The organism is Streptococcus oralis (assembly GCF_026782345.1).
In the GTDB taxonomy this organism is placed as follows: domain Bacteria; phylum Bacillota; class Bacilli; order Lactobacillales; family Streptococcaceae; genus Streptococcus; species Streptococcus oralis_CK.
Window position 1 is genome coordinate 144,099 of the sequence record NZ_JAKUWI010000001.1, and the last position, 23,855, is coordinate 167,953.

Genomic DNA, 23,855 nt, shown 5'->3' on the forward strand with positions numbered 1-23,855 from the left:
GAATGAAGACGATTCAAATTGCTATTGATGGTCCAGCTTCCAGTGGTAAGAGTACGGTTGCAAAGATTGTCGCTAAAGATTTTGGTTACACTTATCTCGATACGGGCGCTATGTACCGTGCTGCGACTTATATAGCACTCAAGCACCAGTTGGATGCAGGAAATGTAGACCAACTTCTTGAGCTTCTTAACCAACACCCCATTAGTTTTGGCCGTTCAGAAACAGGTGAGCAACTTGTTTTTGTAGGGGATGTGGATATCACTCATCCTATCCGTGAAAATGAAGTGACCAACAAGGTTTCAAGCATCGCTGCCATTCCTGAGGTGCGTGAGAAAATGGTTTCGCTCCAGCAAGAGATTGCTCAGCAAGGTGGTATCGTCATGGATGGGCGTGATATCGGGACAGTTGTTTTACCACAAGCTGAACTCAAGATTTTCCTAGTGGCTTCTGTTGAAGAAAGAGCAGAGCGTCGTTACAAGGAAAATATTGCTAAAGGGATTGAAACAGATCTTGAAACGCTGAAAGAAGAAATTGCGGCGCGTGACTACAAGGATAGTCATCGTGAAACCTCGCCTCTCAAGCAGGCTGAGGATGCAGTTTACCTCGACACAACTGGACTAAGTATCCAAGAAGTGGTCGAAAAAATCGAATCAGAAGCAAAAAAATATATGTCCTAGGGACGAGAGGAGCAGGCTAGATGATGCCTGCTCCTTTTCTCTCTTTTGCGCGCGTTTCAAAACAGTCTTTTTGGGAGAATTTTGATAAAATAGTAATATCAATAAAAAGGACGGAAGCATGACAAAGAAAATCATAGCCATTTGGGCCCAAGATGAAAAAGGTGTGATTGGGAAGGAAGATCGTCTCCCTTGGCATTTGCCAGCAGAGTTGCAACATTTTAAGGAAACGACTTTAAATCATGCTATACTGATGGGACGAGTGACCTTTGATGGTATGGGACGTCGTCTGCTTCCAAAACGGCAAACCCTGATTTTAACGCGCAATAGCGAAGAAGTCATAGATGGGGCGCTCGTATTTCAAGATGTGGAGTCTGTTTTAGCGTGGTATCAGAGTCAGGAAAAAAATCTCTATATCATTGGCGGAAAGCAGATTTTTCAGGCTTTTGAGCCTTATTTAGATGAAATCATCGTGACACAGATTCATGCTCAGGTGGAGGGAGATACCTATTTTCCTGAGGAGTTTGACTTGTCTCGTTTTGAGACAGTAGCAAGCAGATCTTACACCCGAGATGAGAAAAACGACTATGATTTTACCATCGAATACCGAGATAGAAAGGAAGTCTAATGGAGCGCAGTATATTTGGATTTTTCACAGCTTTTTTGTGTGTAATCTGTATCTTGACTGGAGCACAGGCTTTTCGTAAGAAGCGCTATGGACTGTCTGCCTTACTCTGGTTGAATGCTTTTACCAATCTGGTAAACAGTATTCATGCTTTTTACATGAACTTATTTTAGATAGAATGATAAATTAGAATGGAAGGAAATCATGCCTACAAATAGGAAAAATGATATGATGGTTTATTGCTCATTTTGTGGCAAAAGCCAAGAAGAAGTAAAGAAAATAATCGCTGGGAACAACGCTTTTATCTGTAATGAATGTGTGGAGTTGGCCCAGGAAATCATTCGTGAGGAGTTGGCTGAGGAAGTCTTGGCAGACTTGTCTGAAGTACCAAAACCAATCGAGCTCCTCAGTATCTTGAACCACTATGTGATTGGTCAAGATCGTGCCAAACGTGCCTTGGCAGTAGCTGTGTACAATCACTATAAACGCATCAATTTCCACGATACGCGTGAAGAGTCAGAAGATGTGGATTTGCAGAAGTCAAATATCTTGATGATTGGTCCAACTGGATCAGGGAAAACTTTCTTGGCTCAGACTTTGGCTAAGAGCTTGAATGTGCCTTTCGCTATTGCAGATGCGACAGCTCTGACTGAGGCTGGGTATGTGGGTGAGGACGTGGAAAATATCCTCCTCAAACTCTTGCAGGCTGCTGACTTTAACATCGAACGTGCAGAACGTGGGATTATCTACGTGGATGAAATTGACAAGATTGCCAAGAAGAGCGAGAATGTGTCTATCACACGTGACGTTTCGGGTGAAGGTGTGCAACAAGCCCTTCTCAAGATTATCGAGGGAACCGTTGCTAGCGTGCCGCCTCAAGGTGGACGCAAACATCCACAACAAGAGATGATTCAAGTAGATACCAAAAATATCCTCTTTATCGTGGGTGGTGCTTTTGATGGCATCGAAGAAATCGTTAAACAACGTCTGGGAGAAAAAGTCATCGGTTTTGGCCAAAATAACAAGGCGATTGACGAAAACAGCTCCTACATGCAGGAAATCATCGCTGAAGATATTCAAAAGTTCGGTATTATTCCTGAGTTGATTGGACGCTTGCCTGTCTTTGCTGCTCTTGAGCAATTAACGGTCGATGACTTGGTTCGCATCTTGAAAGAGCCAAGAAATGCTTTGGTGAAACAATACCAAACCTTGCTTTCTTATGATGACGTTGAATTGGAATTTGACGATGAAGCCCTTCAAGAGATTGCCAATAAGGCTATCGAACGCAAAACTGGTGCGCGTGGTCTTCGCTCGATCATTGAAGAAACTATGCTAGACGTTATGTTTGAAGTGCCAAGTCAAGAAAATGTGAAATTGGTCCGCATCACGAAAGAAGCTGTCGATGGAACGGAAAAACCAATCCTGGAAACAGCCTAGAGGTGACTATGGAAATCAATACACACAATGCTGAAATTTTGCTCAGTGCGGCCAATAAATCTCATTATCCGCAGGATGACCTGCCAGAGATTGCCCTTGCAGGGCGTTCAAATGTTGGCAAGTCTAGCTTTATCAACACCATGCTCAACCGCAAAAATCTTGCCCGTACATCAGGGAAACCTGGGAAAACCCAGCTCCTTAACTTTTTTAACATTGATGACAAGATGCGCTTTGTGGATGTGCCTGGGTATGGTTATGCCCGCGTTTCAAAAAAGGAACGTGAAAAGTGGGGCCGCATGATTGAGGAGTACCTCACAACTCGGGAAAATCTCCGTGCCGTGGTCAGTTTGGTGGACCTCCGCCACGACCCGTCAGCAGATGATGTGCAGATGTACGAATTTCTCAAGTATTATGAGATTCCGGTTATCATCGTTGCGACCAAGGCGGACAAGATTCCTCGTGGTAAATGGAACAAGCACGAATCAGCAATCAAAAAGAAATTAAACTTTGATCCAAGTGACGACTTCATCCTCTTTTCATCAGTTAGCAAGGCAGGGATGGATCAGGCTTGGAATGCAATATTAGAAAAATTGTGAGGGAAAGAAATGGCAAAAACAATTCATACAGACAAGGCTCCAAAGGCTATCGGACCTTATGTTCAAGGGAAAATCGTTGGCAATCTTTTGTTTGCTAGCGGTCAAGTTCCCCTATCTCCTGAAACTGGTGAAATTGTAGGAGAGACTATCCAAGAACAGACAGAACAAGTTTTGAAAAATATCGGTGCTATTTTGGCTGAAGCAGGAACAGACTTTGACCATGTTGTCAAAACAACTTGCTTCTTGAGCGATATGAATGACTTTGTTCCTTTTAACGAGGTTTACCAAACGGCCTTTAAAGAGGAATTCCCAGCTCGTTCAGCTGTAGAGGTTTCACGTCTTCCTCGTGATGTAAAAGTCGAAATTGAAGTGATCGCAGAGATTGGATAAGCTAGTTGAAGTTTGGCTCTGCCAAACTTTTTTTGATATAAGGAGAGATAGATGACAAAAAAACAACTTCACCTGGTAATTGTGACAGGGATGAGTGGTGCAGGGAAAACAGTAGCCATTCAGTCCTTCGAAGATTTGGGATATTTTACGATTGATAATATGCCACCAGCACTCTTACCAAAGTTTTTGCAGTTGGTAGAGACCAAGGATGATGACCATAAGTTAGCACTAGTGGTGGACATGCGTAGCCGTTCCTTCTTTTCAGAGATTCAGGCAGTTTTGGATGAATTGGAAAACCAAGACGATTTGGACTTCAAAATCCTCTTTTTAGACGCAGCAGATAAGGAATTGGTGGCACGCTATAAGGAAACGAGAAGAAGTCACCCTCTAGCAGCAGATGGTCGAATTTTAGATGGCATCAAGCTGGAACGTGAACTCTTAGCACCTTTGAAAAATATGAGTCAAAATGTGGTGGATACGACAGAACTCACTCCGCGTGAACTTCGTAAAACCATTGCAGAGCAATTTTCAGACCAAGAACAAGCCCAGTCTTTCCGTATCGAAGTCATGTCTTTTGGATTCAAGTATGGTATCCCTATTGATGCAGACTTGGTCTTTGATGTCCGTTTCTTGCCAAATCCATACTACCTCCCTGAACTCCGTAATCAGACAGGTGAGGATCAAGCAGTTTATGACTATGTGATGAATCATGAAGAGTCTGAAAGTTTCTATCAGCACTTACTCGCCTTGATTGAACCCATTTTGCCAAGTTACAAAAAAGAAGGCAAGTCCGTCTTGACCATTGCAGTAGGATGTACAGGTGGGCAGCACCGTAGTGTTGCCTTTGCCAAACGAATCGCAGAGGATCTTGCTAAAAATTGGCCTGTCAATGAAAGCCATCGTGACAAAGACAGAAGAAAGGAAACGGTAAACCGTTCATGAGAAAACCAAGGATAACGGTGATTGGTGGAGGAACGGGTATCCCCGTCATTTTGAAAAGTTTGCGAGAAAAGGATGTTGATATCGCAGCCATCGTAACGGTAGCTGATGATGGTGGATCTTCTGGTGAACTAAGAAAGAATATCCAACAGCTGACACCACCAGGTGATCTTCGTAATGTCCTGGTAGCCATGTCGGATATGCCTAAGTTTTATGAGAAGGTTTTTCAGTACCGTTTTTCAGAAGACGCTGGTGCTTTTGCGGGTCATCCTCTAGGAAATATCATTATAGCAGGGCTTTCTGAAATGCAAGGGTCCACTTATAATGCCATGCAGCTGCTAAGTCTCTTTTTCCACACAACAGGAAAAATCTATCCATCAAGCGATCAGCCTCTGACACTGCATGCAGTCTTTAAAGACGGTTCTGAGGTGGCAGGTGAGAGCCACATTGCAGATCATCCCGGTATGATCGACCATGTCTATGTGACCAATACCTTGGATGATGAAACACCCCAAGCCAGCCGTCGAGTGGTCAATACTATCCTCGAGAGTGATATGATCGTCTTGGGGCCTGGTTCCCTCTTTACATCGATTTTGCCAAATATTGTCATTGAGGAGATTGGGCAGGCTCTCTTGGAGACCAAGGCGGAAATCGCCTATGTCTGCAATATCATGACCCAGCGTGGGGAAACAGAGCACTTTTCAGACAGTGACCACGTGGAAGTCCTCCATCGACACTTAGGTCGACCTTTTATTGATACGGTCTTGGTTAATATCGAGAAGGTTCCTAGAGAATACATGGATACCAACCGTTTTGATGAATATTTAGTTCAGGTAGAGCATGACTTTGCTGGTCTTTGCAAACAGGTTCCTCGTGTGATTTCATCCAACTTCCTTCGTTTGGAAAATGGAGGTGCCTTCCATGATGGCGATTTGATTGTAGATGAATTGATGCGCATTATACAGGTGAGAAAATGAGTTTCACAGTTGCAGTAAAAGAAGAAATTCTTGGTCAACACCATCTCAGTCGTTATGAACTATCGGCCATCATCAAGATGTCTGGCAGTATCGGTCTCTCTACTTCAGGCCTGACCTTGTCCGTCGTGACTGAAAATGCCAAGTTAGCTCGTCATCTTTATGAGTCTTTTCTCCATTTTTATGACATCAAGTCAGAAATTCGTCACCATCAGAGAAGCAATCTTCGCAAGAATCGTGTTTACACGGTCTATACCGATGAGAGAGTGCAGGAGCTTTTAGCTGATTTGCGACTTGCGGATTCTTTCTTTGGTTTGGAGACAGGCATTGATCCTGATATTTTAGCAGATGAAGAAGCTGGACGTGCTTACTTATGTGGTGCCTTTCTGGCAAATGGCAGCATCCGAGATCCTGAGTCTGGCAAGTACCAGTTGGAGATTAGTTCCGTTTATCTAGACCATGCCCAAGGACTGGCCTCTCTCCTTCAGCAGTTTTTGCTGGACGCCAAGGTCATTGAGCGCAGGAAAGGTGCAGTTACCTATCTCCAACGGGCAGAAGACATCATGGATTTCTTGATTGTGATTGGGGCCATGCAGGCGCGTGATAATTTTGAGCGCGTCAAGATTTTACGTGAAACCCGTAATGATCTCAATCGAGCCAATAACGCTGAAACAGCCAATATCGCTCGAACGGTTTCTGCTAGTATGAAGACCATCAATAATATCAGTAAAATCAAAGATAGAATGGGTTTGGAAAATTTACCCGTGGATTTGCAAGAGGTAGCGCAGTTGCGGATTCAGCATCCAGACTACTCTATCCAGCAGTTGGCAGATAGCCTGAGCAATCCCCTGACCAAAAGTGGTGTCAACCACAGACTCAGAAAGATAAATAAATTAGCGGAAGAACTATAAAACCACGAATCAGTTGATTCGTGGTTCTTTTCTTATAAACTGGTCGAATGTTTGGGTTGAACTTTCTGTTCTGGGTCGATGTAGTTAATGGCATTGTTAACAGCTGTTGGAGCTTCACCCAGTCCTGTAGCGATCAAATCAATCTTACCTTCATAGTAGCAGCAGTCCCCAATGGCGTAGATACCTGCTTGGCTGGATTCTTGCTTGCTGTTGACGATAATCTTGTGACGGTTGAGGTCCAGACCCCAATTTTTAAGATTGCCGACAGATGATTTGAAACCATAGTTGACAAAGAGATGGTCTACTTCGATAGTTTCGGTTTCATCTGATTTGACTTTGGTGATTTCTAGTTTGTCGAGTGTTTTTCCATCTCCGAGAAGTTGGCTAGGAACGAACGGTGTCTTGATGGTTACAGATGATTCTTGTAGAGCTTGCACACTGTGTTCTAAGGCGCGGAAATTGTCTCTGCGGTGAACAAGGGTAGTTGACGCAATCTTTTCAAAAGCCAGAGCCCAGTCCACTGCTGAGTCCCCACCACCAAGGATGGTCACTTTCTTGCCAGCGTATTGCTGAATGTTGGAAACGTGGTAGTGGATATTTTCATAGTCCTCAACGTTCTCCAATTCGAGCGGACGTGGTTTGAAGGCGCCACCACCCATAGCAATGATAACGGTTTTAGTCAGGTGACTTCCCTTGTTGGTTGTAATGGCGAATCCTTGATCTTGTTTATTAATTTCAAGAACGGTTTCATTGAGGTGAATAGGGGTATCAAAGCCGTTTAGCTGTTCAATCAAGCGATTGGTCAGCTCTTCCCCAGTTAAGTTTGGAAAACCTGGCACGTCAAGGATTTGCTTTTCAGGGTAGAGGATGGCTGGTTGACCACCGAGCTGGGGAAGGGAGTCGATGATTTGAACATTGGCTTGGCGTAGGTGGGCGTAAAAGGCAGCAAAGAGCCCGACAGGACCGCCACCTACAATGGTAATATCATAGAGTTGAGACATGATTTCTCCTTTGTTTTTTCTAATCAGTTTATTTTATCATATTTTTGCTTAATTTAAAATGAGGTAGGATAGGGAAAAAATGGGCAAAAAATGGTATAATGATGAGTAAAGTGTTTTGACAGGGAGGAGGCCAAGGATGAATTTTCAACAATTATCCAATTTACAATACTGGACGAGTTTGTTTTCAAGTCCTTGGAGTATAGTCACCAATCTGATTGATATTCTCATTGTGACTTATATTTTATATCATTTTACTAAAGCTATTGCAGGCACCAAGATTATGATATTGGTCCGTGGAGTCTTAGTTTTTATTCTAGCCCAGATTCTTTCCAATATGATTGGTTTAACGACTATTTCTTGGTTGATCAATCAGATCATCACCTACGGGGTGATTGCAGCGGTGGTTATCTTTTCACCAGAGATTCGGACTGGTTTGGAGCGATTGGGTCGGGCTACTGATTTCTTCTCCAATGCCCCTATTAGTGCGGAAGAACAGATGGTTCGTGCATTTGTGAAATCAGTTGAATACATGAGTCCTCGTAAGATTGGGGCGCTTGTAGTGGTTCAGCGAGTAAGAACCTTGCAGGAATACATCTCGACAGGGATCCCTTTAGATGCTAAAATTTCGGCTGAATTGCTTATCAATATTTTCATTCCCAATACTCCCTTGCATGATGGTGCTGTCATTATCAAGGAAGACCGAATTGCTGTAACTTCAGCCTATCTACCCTTGACTGAAGATACCGGGATTTCCAAGGAGTTTGGAACGCGTCACAGGGCGGCGATTGGTTTGTCGGAAGTGTCAGATGCTCTTACCTTTGTGGTTTCGGAAGAAACGGGTGGAATCTCCATCACCTATAATGGAGTCTTTAAGCACGATTTGACCTTGGAAGAGTTTGAATCTGAATTGAGAAGAATCTTACTTCCAAAATCAGAGAAAAAGCAAGGTCTGAAAGAGCGCTTGCTAGGAGGATTGAAACATGAGAAAAAATAGTCTTTATATCATTTCTTCCTTCTTTTTCGCCTGCATCCTCTTTATCTATGCGACTTCTACAAACTATCAGAATAATAATAGTGCTAGACAAGTGCGGACGGAAACCTATACCAATACGGTTCTTAATGTCCCAATCGATATTCAGTACGACAGAGATCAGTATTTTATTAGTGGCTTTACATCTGAAGTGACCGTCTTTCTGACAGGGTCAAACAGAGTTGCTTTGGCGAGCGAAATGCAGGAAAGTACCCGCAAATTTAAGGTGACGGCTGATCTTTCTGATGCCAGTGTAGGAACCATCGAAGTTCCTCTAACCATTGAAAATCTTCCGAGCGGTTTGACGGCTGTTGCGACACCGCAAAAGATAACAGTGAAGGTCGGTAAAAAAGCAAAACGGGACAATGTCATTGTTGTGCCGGAGATTGACCCTAGTCAGATTGATTCTCGCGTGAAAATCGATACCGTTACTGTATCAGATGAAAAAGTAACGGTTATTAGTGATGAGGAAACCCTCTCCAAAGTAGATCGTGTCATTGCCATCTTACCGACGAGTGAACGGATAACTGGAAACTACTCGTCCTCTGTGCCTCTACAAGCAGTCGATAAAAATGGAAATGTCTTACCAAGCGTCATTATGCCGTTTGACACAACTATGAAAATTACTACAAAAACAGCAACGTCTAGTTCAAGTAACTCGTCAACAAGTTCTTCAGAAGGCAGTTCGTCTTCAACGAGTTCAGAAACAAAATCAGATTCGTCTAAACAATAATAAATAATAGAAAAGGATGATAAATAAAATGGGTAAATATTTTGGGACCGATGGAGTCCGTGGAGAAGCAAACGTAGAACTGACACCAGAATTGGCTTTTAAACTAGGCCGTTTTGGTGGATATGTCCTCAGTCAACACGAAACAGAAGCCCCTAAAGTCTTTGTAGGACGCGATACACGTATCTCAGGAGAAATGCTAGAATCTGCCTTGGTGGCAGGTCTCCTCTCTGTAGGGATTCACGTCTACAAACTTGGTGTCCTTGCAACACCAGCAGTAGCTTACTTGGTAAAAACTGAGGGAGCCAGTGCAGGTGTCATGATTTCCGCTAGCCACAACCCAGCCCTTGATAATGGAATTAAGTTCTTTGGTGGGGATGGTTTCAAACTTGATGATGAAAAAGAAGCAGAAATCGAAGCCTTGCTAGATGCTGCTGAAGATACTCTTCCTCGTCCAAGTGCAGAAGGTCTAGGAACCTTAGTGGACTATCCAGAAGGCTTGCGTAAGTACGAGGGTTACCTTGTTTCAACTGGAACTCCTCTTGAAGGAATGAAAGTGGCCTTGGACACAGCAAACGGTGCAGCGTCTACAAGTGCCCGTCAGATTTTTGCTGATCTTGGTGCTCAGTTGACAGTTATTGGCGAAACACCAGATGGTCTTAATATCAACTTGAATGTGGGTTCTACACACCCAGAAGCTCTTCAAAAAGTGGTCAAAGAAAGTGGGTCAGCTATTGGTTTGGCCTTTGACGGAGACAGTGACCGTTTGATTGCTGTTGATGAAAATGGCGATATCGTTGATGGTGATAAGATCATGTATATCATCGGGAAATACCTTTCTGAAAAAGGCCAGTTAGCTCAAAATACTATCGTAACAACCGTTATGTCTAACCTTGGTTTCCATAAGGCCTTGGATCGTGAAGGCATCAATAAGGCAGTCACTGCAGTTGGTGACCGCTATGTCGTCGAAGAAATGAGAAAATCAGGCTACAACCTTGGTGGTGAGCAATCAGGCCACGTTATCTTGATGGACTACAATACAACTGGTGATGGTCAATTATCAGCTGTTCAATTGACTAAGATCATGAAAGAAACAGGCAAGAGCTTGTCTCAACTAGCATCAGAAGTGACAATTTACCCACAAAAACTGGTCAATATCCGAGTGGAAAATGCCATGAAAGAGAAAGCCATGGAAGTACCAGCTATCAAGACAATCATCGAAAAGATGGAAGAAGAAATGGCAGGGAACGGTCGTATCCTTGTCCGCCCAAGTGGAACCGAACCTCTCTTGCGCGTTATGGCAGAGGCACCTACAACAGAAGAAGTCAATTACTATGTAGATACGATTGCTGCTGTTGTTAAAGATGAAATCGGAATTGACTAAAGCCTAGAAAACTAGATGAAATGATAAAAATGTGGTACAATTGCATAGTAAATTGTAGCAATGGGAGAGAAAAATGAATCTTAAACGAGAACAAGAATTTGTTAGCCAGTATCACTTTGATGCTCGTAACTTTGAATGGGAAAATGAAAATGGAGCTCCTGAAACCAAGGTAGACGTGAACTTTCAGTTGCTCCAACATGACCAAGAAAATCAAGTGACTTCGCTTGTCGTTATCTTGAGCTTCATGATTGTCTTTGACAAATTTGTCATCAGCGGAACGATTTCCCAAGTTAACCATGTGGAAGGTCGTATTGTCAACGAACCAAGCGAATTTAACCAAGAAGAAGTCGAAACCTTGGCACGTCCATGTTTGAACATGCTCAATCGTTTGACGTATGAAGTAACAGAAATCGCCTTGGATCTTCCAGGGATCAATTTGGAGTTTTAGTCATGAAATTAGCTGTCATTACAGATTCTTCAGCCTATTTAGAGGAGAAGACGCTGCAAAGAGAGAATCTTTTTATCTTGGATATTCCTGTCAATATTGATGGAGAGGAGTATGTTGAAGGTGTCAATCTGACTGCTGAGGAATTTTATCAAAAAATGGCTCAGTCTGTAGAATTGCCTAAAACTAGTCAACCAAGTATTGCCAAATTGGATGAGACTCTATGTTCCTTGAAAGAAGAGGGTTATACCCATGTCTTGGGCCTTTTCCTTTCGTCAGGAATTTCAGGCTTTTATCAGAATATCCAATACCTGTTGGACGAGTATGAAGGTTTGACCATTGCCTTTCCGGATACCCATATCACAAGTGATCCTCTAGGATTTATGGTAGAGAGTGCCTTTGAATGGGCAGAAAAAGGCGATGATTTTACTCAGATTCAGGAGAAATTGGCTATCCAAATCGCTGACAACTCGGCCTTTATCATAGTAGACGACCTTGATCACTTGGTTAAGGGAGGACGTCTGTCAAATGGTGCAGCCATCCTAGGAAATCTCCTCAGTATCAAGCCTATCCTCTATTTTAATGACCAAGGAGTGATTGAAGTTTACGAAAAAGTTCGTACAGAAAAGAAAGCAATTAAACGTTTGGTGGAAATCATCAAGGAGTTGACAAAAGATGGGAACTACCGTATCACAGTCATCCATGGGAACGCTCCTCAAAAGGCAGCGGATTTACGTCAGCTTTTGATGGAGAGTGGTGTGACTGCTGAAATTCCAATTGAAACCTTTGGTAGTGTCATTGGGACCCACCTTGGAGAAGGTAGCATCGCCTTGAGCTATACACCAATCGTCTAAATTGTTCTTGCAGACTTTGTGTCTTAGAAATTGAACACGACCTACCTGCCTCTTGAAAAAAGATGCCTGTCTTGCCTTTCGTAGAAAGTCAGCGCCATTCCCTATTTTTCATGGGCAGCTAACGTCCTTTGTATCTTGATAATTGAACACGCCTGGAACCCTGTGTGAAAAAGATAGTTCTTCCAAGGAGTAGACACTCCTTGATCAGAACACCTATTTTCACTTTGTGTTCTTACAGGCTTTGTATCTTAGACAGGAGTAGAGATGAGTATTCGAGTAATTATTGCCGGTTTTAAGGGAAAGATGGGCCAAGCTGCTTGTCAGATGGTCTTGGCTGATCCAGACTTGGACTTGGTCGCAGTTTTGGATCCTTTTGAGTCTGAGTCAGAGTGGCAGGGGATTCCTGTCTTCAATGATAAGGCTGACTTGGCTGGTGTTGAAGCGGATGTTTGGGTAGATTTTACTACACCAGCCGTTGCCTACGAAAATACACGCTTTGCTCTTGAAAATGGCTTTGCTCCTGTCGTAGGAACAACAGGATTCACTAGTGAAGAAATTGCAGAACTAAAAGCATTTTCCCGTGAACAAGATTTGGGTGGCTTGATTGCCCCTAACTTTGCCATGGGGGCTGTCTTGCTTATGCAATTTGCGACGCAGGCTGCCAAATATTTCCCAAATGTGGAGATTATCGAGCTCCATCATGACAAGAAAAAAGATTCTCCGAGCGGAACAGCTATTAAAACGGCTGAGCTGATGGCGGAAGTGCGAGAGTCTATCCAACAAGGTGCGCCTGATGAGGAAGAATTGATTGCAGGTGCCCGTGGTGCTGACTTTGATGGCATGCGGATCCACTCGGTTCGTCTACCAGGCTTGGTAGCCCATCAGGAAGTCATCTTTGGCAATCAGGGAGAAGGATTGACCCTCCGTCATGACTCCTATGATCGCAGCTCCTTCATGACAGGGGTGAATTTGGGAATCAAAGAAGTTGTCAAGCGTCATGAGCTTGTCTATGGATTAGAACACTTATTATGAGATTAACACAAATGCCTTCTGAATTTCAGAAGGCTTTACCAGTATTAGAAAAAATTAAAGAAGCAGGTTTTGAAGCCTATTTTGTTGGAGGCTCTGTTCGAGATGCCCTCCTCAATCGTCCCATCCACGATGTGGATATCGCTACTTCTTCTTATCCAGAGGAGACCAAGCAGATATTCTCCCGCACAGCCGATATTGGAATCGAGCACGGAACCGTCTTAGTTTTAGAAGGGGACGAGGAGTATGAGGTAACCACCTTTCGGACCGAAGATGTCTATGTGGACTATCGCAGACCCAGTGCGGTTTCCTTTGTGCGTTCGCTAGAAGAAGACCTCAAGCGCCGTGATTTCACAGTTAATGCCTTTGCCTTGGACGAGACAGGCGAAATCATTGACTTATTCTATGGATTAGAAGATTTAAAAAATCAAGTCTTGCGAGCAGTTGGAGTGGCTAGTGAGCGTTTCAACGAAGATGCTCTGCGGATTATGCGTGGTTTCCGTTTTCAGGCCAGTCTCGGTTTTAAAGTTGAGTCAGAAACTTTTGAGGCGATGAAGACTTTGACACCACTCTTGGAGAAAATTTCTGTGGAACGCACCTTCGTTGAGTTTGATAAGCTCTTGCGGCCACCTTTTTGGCGAGTGGGTCTGTCTTCCATGATTGAGAGTCGAGCTTATGACTATCTTCCAGATATGGCAGGAAGCCAAGACAAGCTCAACAGACTGTTTGATTTGGAGACTGATTTCACTTTTGAATCCTCCGAACAAGCCTGGGCAGCTCTATTGTGGGCTTTGGAGATTAAAGATGCACAGCCATTTTTGAAACATTGGAAGACCTCACGCCAGTTTGCAAAGCAGGTTCAGGATTTGCTGACTATTTTGGCTTTGCGAGAAGAAGGAGAGCTGAGCAAGCGTGATTGTTACCGCTTTGACTTGGATTCCCTTCTACAAGCTGAAAGTCTTCGTCAGGCCCAAGGGAAAGAAGTCAATCCACAAGCTATCACAGAAACTTACCAGAGTTTGACCATTCATGACAAGAAAGAAATTCAGATTAACGGTGGAATTTTGATTAAGGAATATGGTTACCAGCCAGGACCAGACTTGGGAGAGATTTTAACAGAGATTGAGTTTGCCATTGTCGATGGAGAATTGGAAAATGATCGTCAAGCAATCCATGCTTACCTGAGGGAGAAAAAATGAGTGATTTTATCGTTGAAAAACTAAGCAAATCCATCGGTGACAAGACCGTTTTTAAGGATATTTCTTTTATCATCCATGACTTGGACAGAATCGGTCTGATTGGTGTCAATGGGACTGGTAAGACCACTCTGTTAGATGTCCTTTCTGGTGTTTCTGGCTTTGATGGGGATGTCAGTCCTTTTTCAGCTAAGAATGACTACAAGATTGGCTACTTGACTCAGAATCCAGATTTTGATGATAGCAAGACAGTTTTGGACACGGTTCTCTCCAGCGACCTCAAGGAAATCCAGTTGATTCGTGAGTATGAGTTAATCATGCTCAACTACAGTGAGGACAAGCAGGCTCGTTTGGAACGGGTTATGGCAGAGATGGATTCTCTTCAAGCCTGGGAAATTGAAAGCCAGGTCAAGACGGTCCTCAGCAAACTAGGTATTCAGGACTTGTCCACTCCAGTTGGGGAACTGTCAGGTGGTCTGAGAAGACGGGTTCAGTTGGCGCAAGTTCTCCTAGGAAACCACGACCTCTTGCTTCTGGACGAGCCGACCAACCATCTGGACATTGCGACCATTGAGTGGCTAACCCTCTTTTTGAAAAATTCCAAGAAGACCGTTCTCTTTATCACCCACGATCGTTATTTCCTAGATGCGCTGTCAACGCGGATTTTCGAGTTGGACCGAGCAGGCTTGACCGAGTATCAGGGGAATTATCAGGACTATGTTCGCCTAAAGGCGGAACAGGATGAGCGTGATGCGGCCCTTCTCCATAAAAAGGAACAACTTTATAAGCAAGAATTGGCCTGGATGCGCAGACAACCGCAGGCGCGTGCGACCAAGCAACAAGCTCGTATCAATCGTTTCCACGACTTGAAAAAAGAAGTTTCAGGTGGCGTTGCTGAAACAGACTTAACCATGAACTTTGAAACTAGCCGTATTGGTAAGAAGGTTATCGAGTTTAAAGATGTTTCCTTTGCTTATGAGAATAAGCCAATATTACAAAATTTTAATCTCTTGGTGCAAGCCAAAGACCGTATCGGAATTGTTGGGGACAACGGTGTCGGGAAGTCAACTCTGCTTAATCTCATCGCAGGAAGTCTTGAGCCGACTAAAGGTCAAGTTATCATCGGTGAGACGGTTCGCATTGCCTATTTCTCTCAACAAATCGAAGGTTTAGATGAAAGCAAGCGCGTTATCAATTACCTGCAGGAAGTGGCAGAGGAGGTCAAGACCAGTGGTGGTTCTACGACTTCCATCGCTGAGTTGCTGGAGCAGTTCCTCTTCCCACGTTCAACCCATGGAACCTTGATTGAGAAATTATCTGGGGGAGAGAAAAAACGCCTTTATCTCCTCAAACTTCTCTTAGAAAAACCAAATGTTCTTCTCTTGGACGAACCAACAAATGACCTAGATATTGCGACCTTGACAGTTTTGGAGAATTTCTTGCAGGGCTTTGCGGGTCCTGTCTTGACAGTTAGCCACGACCGTTATTTCCTAGATAAGGTAGCGACCAAGATTCTCGCTTTTGAAGATGGCAAGATTCGTCCTTTCTTTGGTCATTACACCGACTACCTTGACGAAAAAGCCTTTGAAACAGAGATGGCTAATCAAGTGCAAAAGGCCGAAAAGGAAAGAGTGGTCAAGGTTCGAGAAGACAAGAAACGCATGACCTACCAAGAAAAGCAGGAGTGGGCAAGCATTGAAGGCGATATTGAAGCCTTGGAGAATCGTATCTCTGCTATTGAAGAGGAGATGCAGGCAAATGGCTCTGACTTTGGCAAACTAGCGACCCTTCAGAAAGAGCTAGACGAGAAAAACGAAGAACTGCTTGAAAAATACGAACGCTATGAATATCTAAGTGAATTTGATAGATAGAAGAATAGAAAAATCCCGTCTCATGACAGGATTTCTCTATTCTTTTTTGGTTTCTTGATGAAAGATATTTTGCCAAGTTTCGTGACGGCGCCAGATACTGGTGTGGACGATACTATCTAACTCATAGCAAATGAGCTTGGTTTTTTGACTGATGGAGGTAATCTGAATGTCCTTAATTGTAGCTTTAAGTTCTTTTTCAGCCTTATAAGCTTCTTTATCCATCTGCTCCCCATCTTGACGGATATAGATAAAGTCCTCAGCAAGGAGTTCTTCTAGCTGATTTCCTTGGTCAATCAATTGCTCACGCATGAGCAGTTTTTTGTAGACATTGTCTAAAATTTCATCCTCAGGTATAGGAGCAGGTTCGATATGGACATCGGTATCAAAGACCCCAAAACGCTCTTCTAGCATAGACTCGACCTGATCTGCAATTTCGTGACTTTCATAGACTGATAAATCGGGATTCATTTCTAGGGTAATATCAAGGTAGATGTTGCTACCGTAGGTACGCCCTCTTTGGGACTTGACCTTACTAATCTTTGGAATCTCCATGATAGCCTTTTGGTAGTCTTCTAGTAGCCGGTCATCAAAACCATCTGAAAGACTGAAGGAAGATTCAATAAAGATATCATAGGCTGTCTTTAAGATAAAGAAAGTGATGATGATAGCAACCAGTTTATCCACAATTGGATAATTGAAACTGCTAGCTAGGATGGCAATGGCGGTTCCAAGTGAGGTAACAGCATCAGAAAGATTATCCTTAGCAGCTGCCTTTAGAGCTTTGGATTTGGATTTCTTACTGAGGCCTGTGTTATAGAGATAAACGACAAACATAACCGCCGCAGAAATGATTCCTAGGAATGCTCCTAGAGGATCAATAATCGTTTGTTCCCGACTGAGGATTTTCTGAATGGTGTCCCGAAGCACATCAAAGCCAACGTAGAACATGATGATGGAAGTGATCAAACTAGCTAAATCTTCAATCTTCCAGTGTCCAAAGCGGTGGTCACGGTCTGCAGGCTGGCGAGCCATCCGAATGCCAATCAGAAGAGCAACATTTCCGATAATATCGGATACGTTGTTGAAACCATCCGCTACCAAACTGGAAGAATGTAGGAGGTGGCCAGTCGCTAATTTTGCCGCAGACAAGAGTAAGTAGGTCGAGATACTGACAATGGCACCACGCTCAGCTAACTTGAGATTTGACATGGATTGATTCATTGGACTTCCTTTTTAGTATAAATAATATTCTTTCATTATACTGGTTTTTGCGGGAAAATTCAAATTTAGTCCTCCTTCATCGAATTTTAATGATTGAAAACTTTTCAAAATTTGGTATAATAGTACTACTCAAGGGAGTAGCTGGCAGAAACCTGTGATAGTGTCGTCATTCCGAATTGTGTACTGCAAAGTATACCTTCCGGCCCTATCTTAAACAGCGAGACTTGTTATGATTAACAGGTCTCTTTTTGTTTGTCATAAAACCAAAAGAGAGCTTGTTTTGCACACAATGTCAAGGAGGAGACACATGTCAAAAGAACAAAAACGCCAAGCGTTTTATACTCAAAGTCCTGGAGAGGTCTTGAAGTCGGTTGAAGCAACTGAGCAAGGCCTTTCGTCAAGCGAAGCGCAGAAACGCCTTGCTGAATATGGGCGCAATGAACTCGAAGAGGGTGAGAAAAAATCTCTCTTGGTCAAATTCATCGAACAGTTTAAGGATTTGATGATTATTATTTTGGTGGCTGCAGCCATCTTGTCTGTCATAACTTCTGGTGGGGAAGATATTGCAGATGCGATCATTATCCTAGCCGTTGTTATCATCAACGCAGCCTTCGGTGTTTACCAAGAAGGAAAAGCGGAAGAGGCCATCGAGGCCCTCAAGTCTATGTCCAGTCCAGCTGCTCGCGTTATTCGTGATGGGCACATGGCAGAGATTGATTCCAAAGAATTGGTGCCAGGAGATATCGTTGTCCTTGAAGCTGGTGATGTGGTACCAGCAGACCTACGTTTGCTAGAAGCTAATTCACTTAAAATCGAAGAAGCGGCCTTAACAGGTGAGTCTGTTCCAGTCGAAAAAGACTTGACAGTTGAACTTGCTGCAGATGCTGGTATTGGTGACCGTGTCAATATGGCTTTCCAAAACTCAAACGTGACCTATGGTCGTGGTCTTGGTGTTGTCGTCAATACAGGTATGTACACGGAAGTTGGTCATATCGCTGGCATGCTCCAAGATGCGGATGAGACGGATACACCACTCAAACAAAACTTGAACAACCTTTCTAAGGTCTTGACCTATGCTATTTTGGTCATTGCCCTTGTTACTTTTGTAGTTGGAGTCTTCATTCAAGGTAAAGATCCACTTGGTGAGTTGATGACCTCTGTTGCACTTGCTGTTGCAGCCATTCCAGAAGGACTCCCAGCTATCGTGACCATCGTTCTTGCCCTTGGTACTCAAGTTTTGGCAAAACGAAACTCTATCGTTCGTAAGTTGCCAGCAGTAGAAACACTTGGTTCAACTGAGATCATCGCTTCTGATAAGACTGGTACGCTTACCATGAACAAGATGACCGTCGAAAAAGTCTTCTATGATGCAGTCCTACATGATTCAGCTGATGACATTGAACTAGGTCTTGAAATGCCTCTTCTTCGTTCAGTTGTTTTGGCTAATGATACTAAGATTGATGCAGAAGGAAACCTAATCGGGGATCCAACCGAAACAGCCTTTATCCAGTATGCCTTGGATAAGGGCTATGATGTTAAAGGATTTTTAGAAAAATATCCTCGTGTAGCTGAATTGCCATTTGACTCAGATCGTAAACTCATGTCAACGGTTCACCCATTGCCAGATGGGAAATTCTTAGTGGCAGTCAAGGGAGCTCCTGACCAACTCTTGAAACGTTGTGTTGCTCGTGATAAGGCTGGTGATATTGCTTCGATTGATGAGAAAGTCAATGACTTAATTCACACAAACAACTCTGAAATGGCTCACCAAGCCTTGCGTGTCCTGGCAGGTGCTTATAAGATTGTAGACAGCATTCCAGAAAACCTCATTTCTGAAGAGCTTGAAAACAACTTGATCTTTACTGGTTTGATTGGGATGATTGATCCTGAACGTGCCGAAGCAGCAGAAGCCGTTCGTGTGGCTAAAGAAGCGGGAATCCGTCCAATCATGATTACGGGTGACCACCAAGACACAGCAGAAGCCATTGCCAAACGTTTGGGAATCATCGATGAAAATGACTCAGAAGACCATGTCTTGACTGGTGCGGAACTTAACGAACTTTCTGATGAAGAATTTGAAAAAGTAGTTGGTCAATACTCTGTTTATGCGCGTGTATCTCCAGAACACAAGGTTCGTATCGTGAAAGCTTGGCAAAACCAAGGTAAGGTCGTTGCCATGACAGGTGACGGTGTTAATGATGCCCCAGCTCTGAAAACAGCCGATATCGGTATCGGTATGGGAATTACTGGTACAGAGGTTTCTAAGGGAGCATCTGACATGATTCTTGCGGATGATAACTTCGCGACCATCATCGTCGCAGTTGAAGAAGGACGTAAGGTTTTCTCAAACATTCAAAAGACTATTCAGTACCTTCTTTCTGCCAATACGGCTGAAGTTTTGACTATCTTCCTATCAACCTTGTTTGGTTGGGATGTCTTACAGCCAGTTCATCTCTTGTGGATTAACTTGGTAACGGATACCTTCCCAGCCATCGCTCTCGGTGTTGAGCCAGCTGAGCCAGGTGTTATGACCCATAAACCACGTGGACGTAAGTCAAGCTTCTTCTCAGGTGGGGTCATGAGTTCCATCATCTATCAAGGTCTCCTTCAAGGTGCTCTTGTTCTAGCCGTTTATGGTCTTGCCCTTCTTTACCCAGTTCATGTGGGTGACAATCAAGCTATCCACGCTGATGCCCTCACCATGGCCTTTGCAACACTTGGTTTGATCCAGCTCTTCCATGCCTACAACGTCAAGTCTGTTTACCAATCCATTTTGACTGTTGGCCCATTTAAATCTAAAACTTTCAACTGGTCAATCTTGGTTTCATTTATTTTACTAGCATCAACTATTGTTATTGATCCATTAGAAAGCATCTTCCACGTAACCAAACTAGACTTATCACAATGGGGAATCGTTATGGGCGGAAGCTTCTCAATGATACTCATTGTCGAAATCGTTAAGTTTGTTCAACGCAAGCTTGGTTTTGATAAGAACGCGATTTAAAAAGAAAGTCATCTTCGGATGGCTTTTTTTGCATTTGAGGAGAATAGTTAGGAGTTATCCGCTTTTGTGCTATAATAAAGTAAAATGGCAAGGAGCGTAAGAGAATGGAAAAGAAAATTGTCCGAGATGTCTTATTTTTGTCGCAGGTCTCGAAACCTGCAAGGCAGGAAGACCTTTATCTAGCTAGAGATTTACAGGATACCATGCTGGCCAATCGCGAGACCTGTGTCGGTCTAGCGGCTAATATGATTGGCGTGCAGAAGCGCGTGATTATCTTTAATCTTGGCTTGGTTCCCATAGTCATGTTTAATCCCGTTCTCCTTTCCTATAAAGAACCTTACGAGACAGAGGAAGGGTGTTTGTCCTTGACTGGGGTGCGACCAACAACTCGTTATGAAACGATTACGGTTTCCTATCGTGATAGCAAGTGGCAGGAACAGACCATTACGCTGACGGGTTTTCCAGCTCAGATCTGCCAACATGAACTGGATCATTTGGAAGGACGGATCATTTAGGAGGAATTCAGATGAAACGTATAATTTTTGAACTTGTTTTTATCGCAACGACATGGTATATCTTTTTACCACCCTTCAATCTTACTAGCTGGGAATTTATCTTTTTCCTATGTGGACATTTGGTGGTGATGGGGATTTTGTTTAGTTTTCGAAGGAATACCAATCCTTTCAAGATAGTTCACGTACGTCATGGCAAGCCTGCCAACGAACTCAATCTAGAAGGGCTTCATTTTAATAAATTAGGTGGAGGATTGTTGTTGGCTGCAGGCCTTATCTTTGCTCTTGCTGGTCTGGTAAGCCTAGTGACCTCTAGCTTTTTCCAAGCAAAAAATTATGCTAATGTGGTGTCTATCACAGAAAAAGATTTTAAAGATTTTCCTAAGAGTGATACCAGTAAGGTTCCAATCCTAGATCGAAGCACTGCAGAAAAGATTGGTGACCGTTATCTAGGCTCTCTGACGGATAAGGTCTCCCAGTACGTAGCAGCAGATACTTATACCCAGTTGACGGTTGATGGCAAACCCTATCGGGTGACACCTTTGCAGTACGCCGATCCGATCAAATGGTTTAATAATCAGTCCAAGGGAATTGGTGAGTATATCAAGGTTGATATGGTGACAGGGAACGCTGAATTGGTAGACTTGAAAACACCGATGAAGTATTCAGACTCCGAGTATTTTAACCGAGACGTCAAACGTCATCTTAGGATCAAGTACCCAACCAAGATTTTTAAAACGCCATCCTTTGAGGTGGATGATGAAGGCAATCCTTTCTATGTAGCAACCGTTTATCAAAAGCAGTTTGGTCTAGGAGTCCCTCGTCCTTCGTCTGTTATTATCTTGGACGCCATAAATGGAGAAACTAAGGAATACAGCTTGGATGAGGTGCCAGAATGGGTGGACCGTGTCTATCCGGCCGAAGAAACCATCGAGCAAATCAACTACAACGGCAAGTATAAAGACGGCTTCTGGAATGCCTTGATTTCTAAGAAAAACGTTACCCAAACGACCGAGGGCTATAACTATCTTTCTATCGGAAATGACATTTATCTCTATACAGGAGTGACTTCAGCAAATGCTGATGAAAGTAATCTAGGATTTATCCTTGAAAATATGCGCACTGGTGAAATCACCAAGTACAATCTAGCATCAGCAACCGAAGAATCAGCCCGTGCTTCTGCAGAGGGAGCAGTGCAAGAGAAGGCCTACAAGGCTACATTCCCTATTCTTGTCAATCTCAATGAAAAACCACTCTATATCATGGGCTTGAAGGACAATGCAGGCTTGGTCAAGGAGTATGCATTGGTCGATGCCGTGGAGTACCAAAACGTCATCGTAGCAACTACGGTAGATGAACTCCTCAGCAAGTATGCCAATAAAAACGACCTCGATCTGGATAACGAAACGGTAGAAAGTATCAAGGGAGTGGTTTCAGACCTTAAATCAGCTGTCATCAAGGGGGATACTGTCTACTTCTTCAAAGTTGATGACAAGATTTACAAGGTCAAGGCTTCGGTATCAGACGACCTTCCTTACCTTGAAAACGGTCAATCTTTTGAAGGTCAAGTTGGAAAAGATAACTATCTCAAGACCTTTAAAGTCAAGTAAAAGAAACCTCGGTATGAACCGAGGTTTTTAAGATGAAATTCTTGGTCGTGATTGAAAAATATGCTACACTAACAATATGAAAATTTTAATCCCAACAGCAAAAGAAATGAACACAAACCATCCTTGTATCGAAGCGCTCCCTTTGAGGGAAGAAAGTCAGGCAGTCCTTGACTCACTGGCGCATTACTCAGCTAGTGAATTAGAGACTTTTTATAAGGTATCTGCCGAGAAAGCAGAAGAAGAGTACGCTCATATTCAAGCTTTAAAAGATCACAGGGCTAAACATTATCCAGCTTTGAAACTATTCGATGGTCTCATGTATCGCCATATCAAACGAGATGGGTTAGCTGAGGCTGAACAAACCTATCTTGAAAATCATGTTTTAATAACATCAGCTTTATACGGTGTTGTCCCAGCCTTGTCGCCCATGGCTCCTCATCGTTTGGACTTCTTGATGAAGTTAAAAGTAGTTGGTAAAACCCTAAAGACTCATTGGAAGTCAGCCTACGATGAGGCGCTACAGGATGAGGATTTGATATTCTCCCTCCTATCATCAGAGTTTGAAACCGTATTTTCGAAGGAAATCAGAGAAAAGATGGTGACTTTTAAATTTATGGAGGATAAGGCAGGTCAGTTGAAAATCCATTCAACCATTTCAAAAAAAGCGCGTGGGGCCTTTTTGACCGCCTTGATAGAAGGACAAGTTCAAACAGTTGAGCAAGCTCGTAAGCTTAGCTTCGCCGGTTTTGACTACCGACCTGATTTATCAAGTGATTTAGAACTCGTCTTTGTGAAACAAGCATAAAACCAGCTCATTCGAGCTGGTTTTTGTTTGATTAATTGATGGCTGCAAGAAGGTCGTCCGCTTGTTTTGCAAGTGATGAAGCAGTTGCTTCTTCTAACACCAATTTTCCATCTGCCCAAGCAGAGTCATTGACACGAGCAGCTGTAAAATCACCAACGACTTGTGTACGGATAAATGGCAAGAGGTCTTTATAAATAGCAAAGAGTTGATCGTGACCGGCATTGGCTACAGATGAGACAGTAACAAACTTGTCTTGGAGGGCAGAAGCACCACGTGTATCAGACAAGTCAATGGCACGAGAGAGCCAGTCAAGCAAGTTTTTCACTGTTCCAGGGATAGAGAAGTTGTAGACTGGAGAGAAGATCCAGATAGCATCCGCAGCAAGGACTGCTTCACGAGCAGTAGCTACAGCTGGATGAGTTGGAACTTCCAAATCTTGGCTGAAGAGAGGAACAGCTGAGTAATCAAGATAGCTAACTTCCGCTTTTCCAGCAAGTGCTTTTTCAGCTTCGAGGGCCATTTGGTGGTTGAAAGAACCTTGGCGTAGTGAACCGACGATAAATAGTACTTTTTTAGACATGATGTGTCTCCTTTAGTAAAAAATTTAAAGAGCGAAC

23 protein-coding genes are annotated in these 23,855 nt (G+C 43.3%); 20 read left to right on the plus strand and 3 right to left on the minus strand.

All coding sequences use genetic code 11. From position 1 onward, the window contains the following. Nucleotides 1-2 precede the first annotated feature (2 nt). From cmk to whiA, 8 genes are all read left to right on the plus strand, one after another. Entirely contained in the window at nt 3-677 is a 675-nt protein-coding gene (gene cmk / locus MK405_RS00780) for a (d)CMP kinase (protein ID WP_268704034.1), read from the plus strand. 118 nt (nt 678-795) lie between these two features. Next, nucleotides 796-1,302, plus strand: coding sequence for a dihydrofolate reductase (locus MK405_RS00785; protein WP_268704035.1), 507 nt, complete (start codon nt 796-798; stop codon nt 1,300-1,302). A gap of 201 nt (nt 1,303-1,503) precedes the next feature. Beyond that, the gene (gene clpX / locus MK405_RS00790) at nt 1,504-2,736 is read left to right on the plus strand and encodes an ATP-dependent Clp protease ATP-binding subunit ClpX (protein ID WP_268704036.1); all 1,233 of its coding nucleotides are present in this window, start codon (nt 1,504-1,506) and stop codon (nt 2,734-2,736) included. 8 nt (nt 2,737-2,744) lie between these two features. After that, nucleotides 2,745-3,332, plus strand: coding sequence for a ribosome biogenesis GTP-binding protein YihA/YsxC (gene yihA / locus MK405_RS00795; RefSeq protein ID WP_000405197.1), 588 nt, complete (start codon nt 2,745-2,747; stop codon nt 3,330-3,332). Nucleotides 3,333-3,341: 9 nt separating this feature from the next. Further along, entirely contained in the window at nt 3,342-3,722 is a 381-nt protein-coding gene (locus tag MK405_RS00800; RefSeq protein ID WP_001140421.1) for a RidA family protein, read from the plus strand. A 51-nt stretch (nt 3,723-3,773) separates the two neighbouring features. Next, on the plus strand, nt 3,774-4,664 hold the full coding sequence (gene rapZ / locus MK405_RS00805) for an RNase adapter RapZ (RefSeq protein ID WP_000163039.1): 891 nt from the start codon (nt 3,774-3,776) through the stop codon (nt 4,662-4,664). Next, the gene (locus tag MK405_RS00810; RefSeq protein WP_001231134.1) at nt 4,661-5,638 is read left to right on the plus strand and encodes a YvcK family protein; all 978 of its coding nucleotides are present in this window, start codon (nt 4,661-4,663) and stop codon (nt 5,636-5,638) included. The genes rapZ and MK405_RS00810 overlap by 4 nt, the downstream gene beginning before the upstream one ends. Next, nucleotides 5,635-6,546, plus strand: coding sequence for a DNA-binding protein WhiA (gene whiA, locus MK405_RS00815; RefSeq protein WP_268704037.1), 912 nt, complete (start codon nt 5,635-5,637; stop codon nt 6,544-6,546). Before MK405_RS00810 ends, whiA begins: the two co-directional genes overlap by 4 nt. Nucleotides 6,547-6,578: 32 nt before the next feature. Here the strand turns inward: whiA and MK405_RS00820 are convergent, their stop codons facing one another. Beyond that, on the minus strand, nt 6,579-7,547 hold the full coding sequence (locus tag MK405_RS00820; protein WP_045616821.1) for an NAD(P)/FAD-dependent oxidoreductase: 969 nt from the start codon (nt 7,545-7,547) through the stop codon (nt 6,579-6,581). 136 nt (nt 7,548-7,683) lie between these two features. On the opposite strand from MK405_RS00820, the gene cdaA reads away from it, so the two are divergent. The 8 genes from cdaA (at nt 7,684) to MK405_RS00860 (ending at nt 16,086) form a co-directional block, all read left to right on the plus strand. Further along, a complete protein-coding gene (gene cdaA / locus MK405_RS00825; protein ID WP_001011078.1) occupies nt 7,684-8,541 on the plus strand; it encodes a diadenylate cyclase CdaA in 858 nt (285 codons plus the stop codon). Continuing rightward, complete coding sequence (locus MK405_RS00830; RefSeq protein ID WP_045616822.1) at nt 8,528-9,310, plus strand: CdaR family protein; 783 nt, start codon at nt 8,528-8,530, stop codon at nt 9,308-9,310. Before cdaA ends, MK405_RS00830 begins: the two co-directional genes overlap by 14 nt. A 28-nt stretch (nt 9,311-9,338) precedes the next feature. Beyond that, complete coding sequence (gene glmM, locus MK405_RS00835) at nt 9,339-10,691, plus strand: phosphoglucosamine mutase (RefSeq protein ID WP_268704038.1); 1,353 nt, start codon at nt 9,339-9,341, stop codon at nt 10,689-10,691. Between the two features lie 73 nt (nt 10,692-10,764). Continuing rightward, entirely contained in the window at nt 10,765-11,139 is a 375-nt protein-coding gene (locus MK405_RS00840; RefSeq protein ID WP_001050092.1) for a DUF1149 family protein, read from the plus strand. 2 nt (nt 11,140-11,141) lie between these two features. Beyond that, the gene (locus MK405_RS00845) at nt 11,142-11,990 is read left to right on the plus strand and encodes a DegV family protein (protein WP_268704039.1); all 849 of its coding nucleotides are present in this window, start codon (nt 11,142-11,144) and stop codon (nt 11,988-11,990) included. A 264-nt stretch (nt 11,991-12,254) separates the two neighbouring features. Beyond that, on the plus strand, nt 12,255-13,022 hold the full coding sequence (dapB, locus tag MK405_RS00850; RefSeq protein ID WP_268704040.1) for a 4-hydroxy-tetrahydrodipicolinate reductase: 768 nt from the start codon (nt 12,255-12,257) through the stop codon (nt 13,020-13,022). Next, on the plus strand, nt 13,019-14,218 hold the full coding sequence (locus MK405_RS00855) for a CCA tRNA nucleotidyltransferase (RefSeq protein ID WP_268704041.1): 1,200 nt from the start codon (nt 13,019-13,021) through the stop codon (nt 14,216-14,218). Before dapB ends, MK405_RS00855 begins: the two co-directional genes overlap by 4 nt. Continuing rightward, nucleotides 14,215-16,086 carry an ABC-F family ATP-binding cassette domain-containing protein gene (locus tag MK405_RS00860; protein ID WP_268704042.1) on the plus strand — a complete coding sequence of 624 codons (1,872 nt, stop codon included), beginning with the start codon at nt 14,215-14,217 and terminating at the stop codon, nt 16,084-16,086. Before MK405_RS00855 ends, MK405_RS00860 begins: the two co-directional genes overlap by 4 nt. A 36-nt stretch (nt 16,087-16,122) precedes the next feature. Here MK405_RS00860 and mntE read toward each other — a convergent pair whose 3' ends face one another. Continuing rightward, nucleotides 16,123-17,307, minus strand: coding sequence for a CDF family manganese efflux transporter MntE (mntE, locus tag MK405_RS00865; protein WP_084873367.1), 1,185 nt, complete (start codon nt 17,305-17,307; stop codon nt 16,123-16,125). 307 nt (nt 17,308-17,614) lie between these two features. Between mntE and MK405_RS00870 the strand changes: the two genes are divergently transcribed. From MK405_RS00870 to yaaA, 4 genes are all read left to right on the plus strand, one after another. Next, on the plus strand, nt 17,615-20,311 hold the full coding sequence (locus tag MK405_RS00870) for a cation-translocating P-type ATPase (RefSeq protein ID WP_084873365.1): 2,697 nt from the start codon (nt 17,615-17,617) through the stop codon (nt 20,309-20,311). Between the two features lie 104 nt (nt 20,312-20,415). Beyond that, the gene (locus MK405_RS00875; RefSeq protein WP_235098333.1) at nt 20,416-20,826 is read left to right on the plus strand and encodes a peptide deformylase; all 411 of its coding nucleotides are present in this window, start codon (nt 20,416-20,418) and stop codon (nt 20,824-20,826) included. An 11-nt stretch (nt 20,827-20,837) separates the two neighbouring features. Next, nucleotides 20,838-22,433, plus strand: coding sequence for a hypothetical protein (locus MK405_RS00880; RefSeq protein ID WP_268704043.1), 1,596 nt, complete (start codon nt 20,838-20,840; stop codon nt 22,431-22,433). Between the two features lie 76 nt (nt 22,434-22,509). Beyond that, a complete protein-coding gene (gene yaaA, locus MK405_RS00885) occupies nt 22,510-23,238 on the plus strand; it encodes a peroxide stress protein YaaA (RefSeq protein ID WP_268704044.1) in 729 nt (242 codons plus the stop codon). 31 nt (nt 23,239-23,269) lie between these two features. Here the strand turns inward: yaaA and MK405_RS00890 are convergent, their stop codons facing one another. Next, on the minus strand, nt 23,270-23,818 hold the full coding sequence (locus tag MK405_RS00890) for an NADPH-dependent FMN reductase (protein WP_268704045.1): 549 nt from the start codon (nt 23,816-23,818) through the stop codon (nt 23,270-23,272). Nucleotides 23,819-23,855 lie beyond the last annotated feature (37 nt).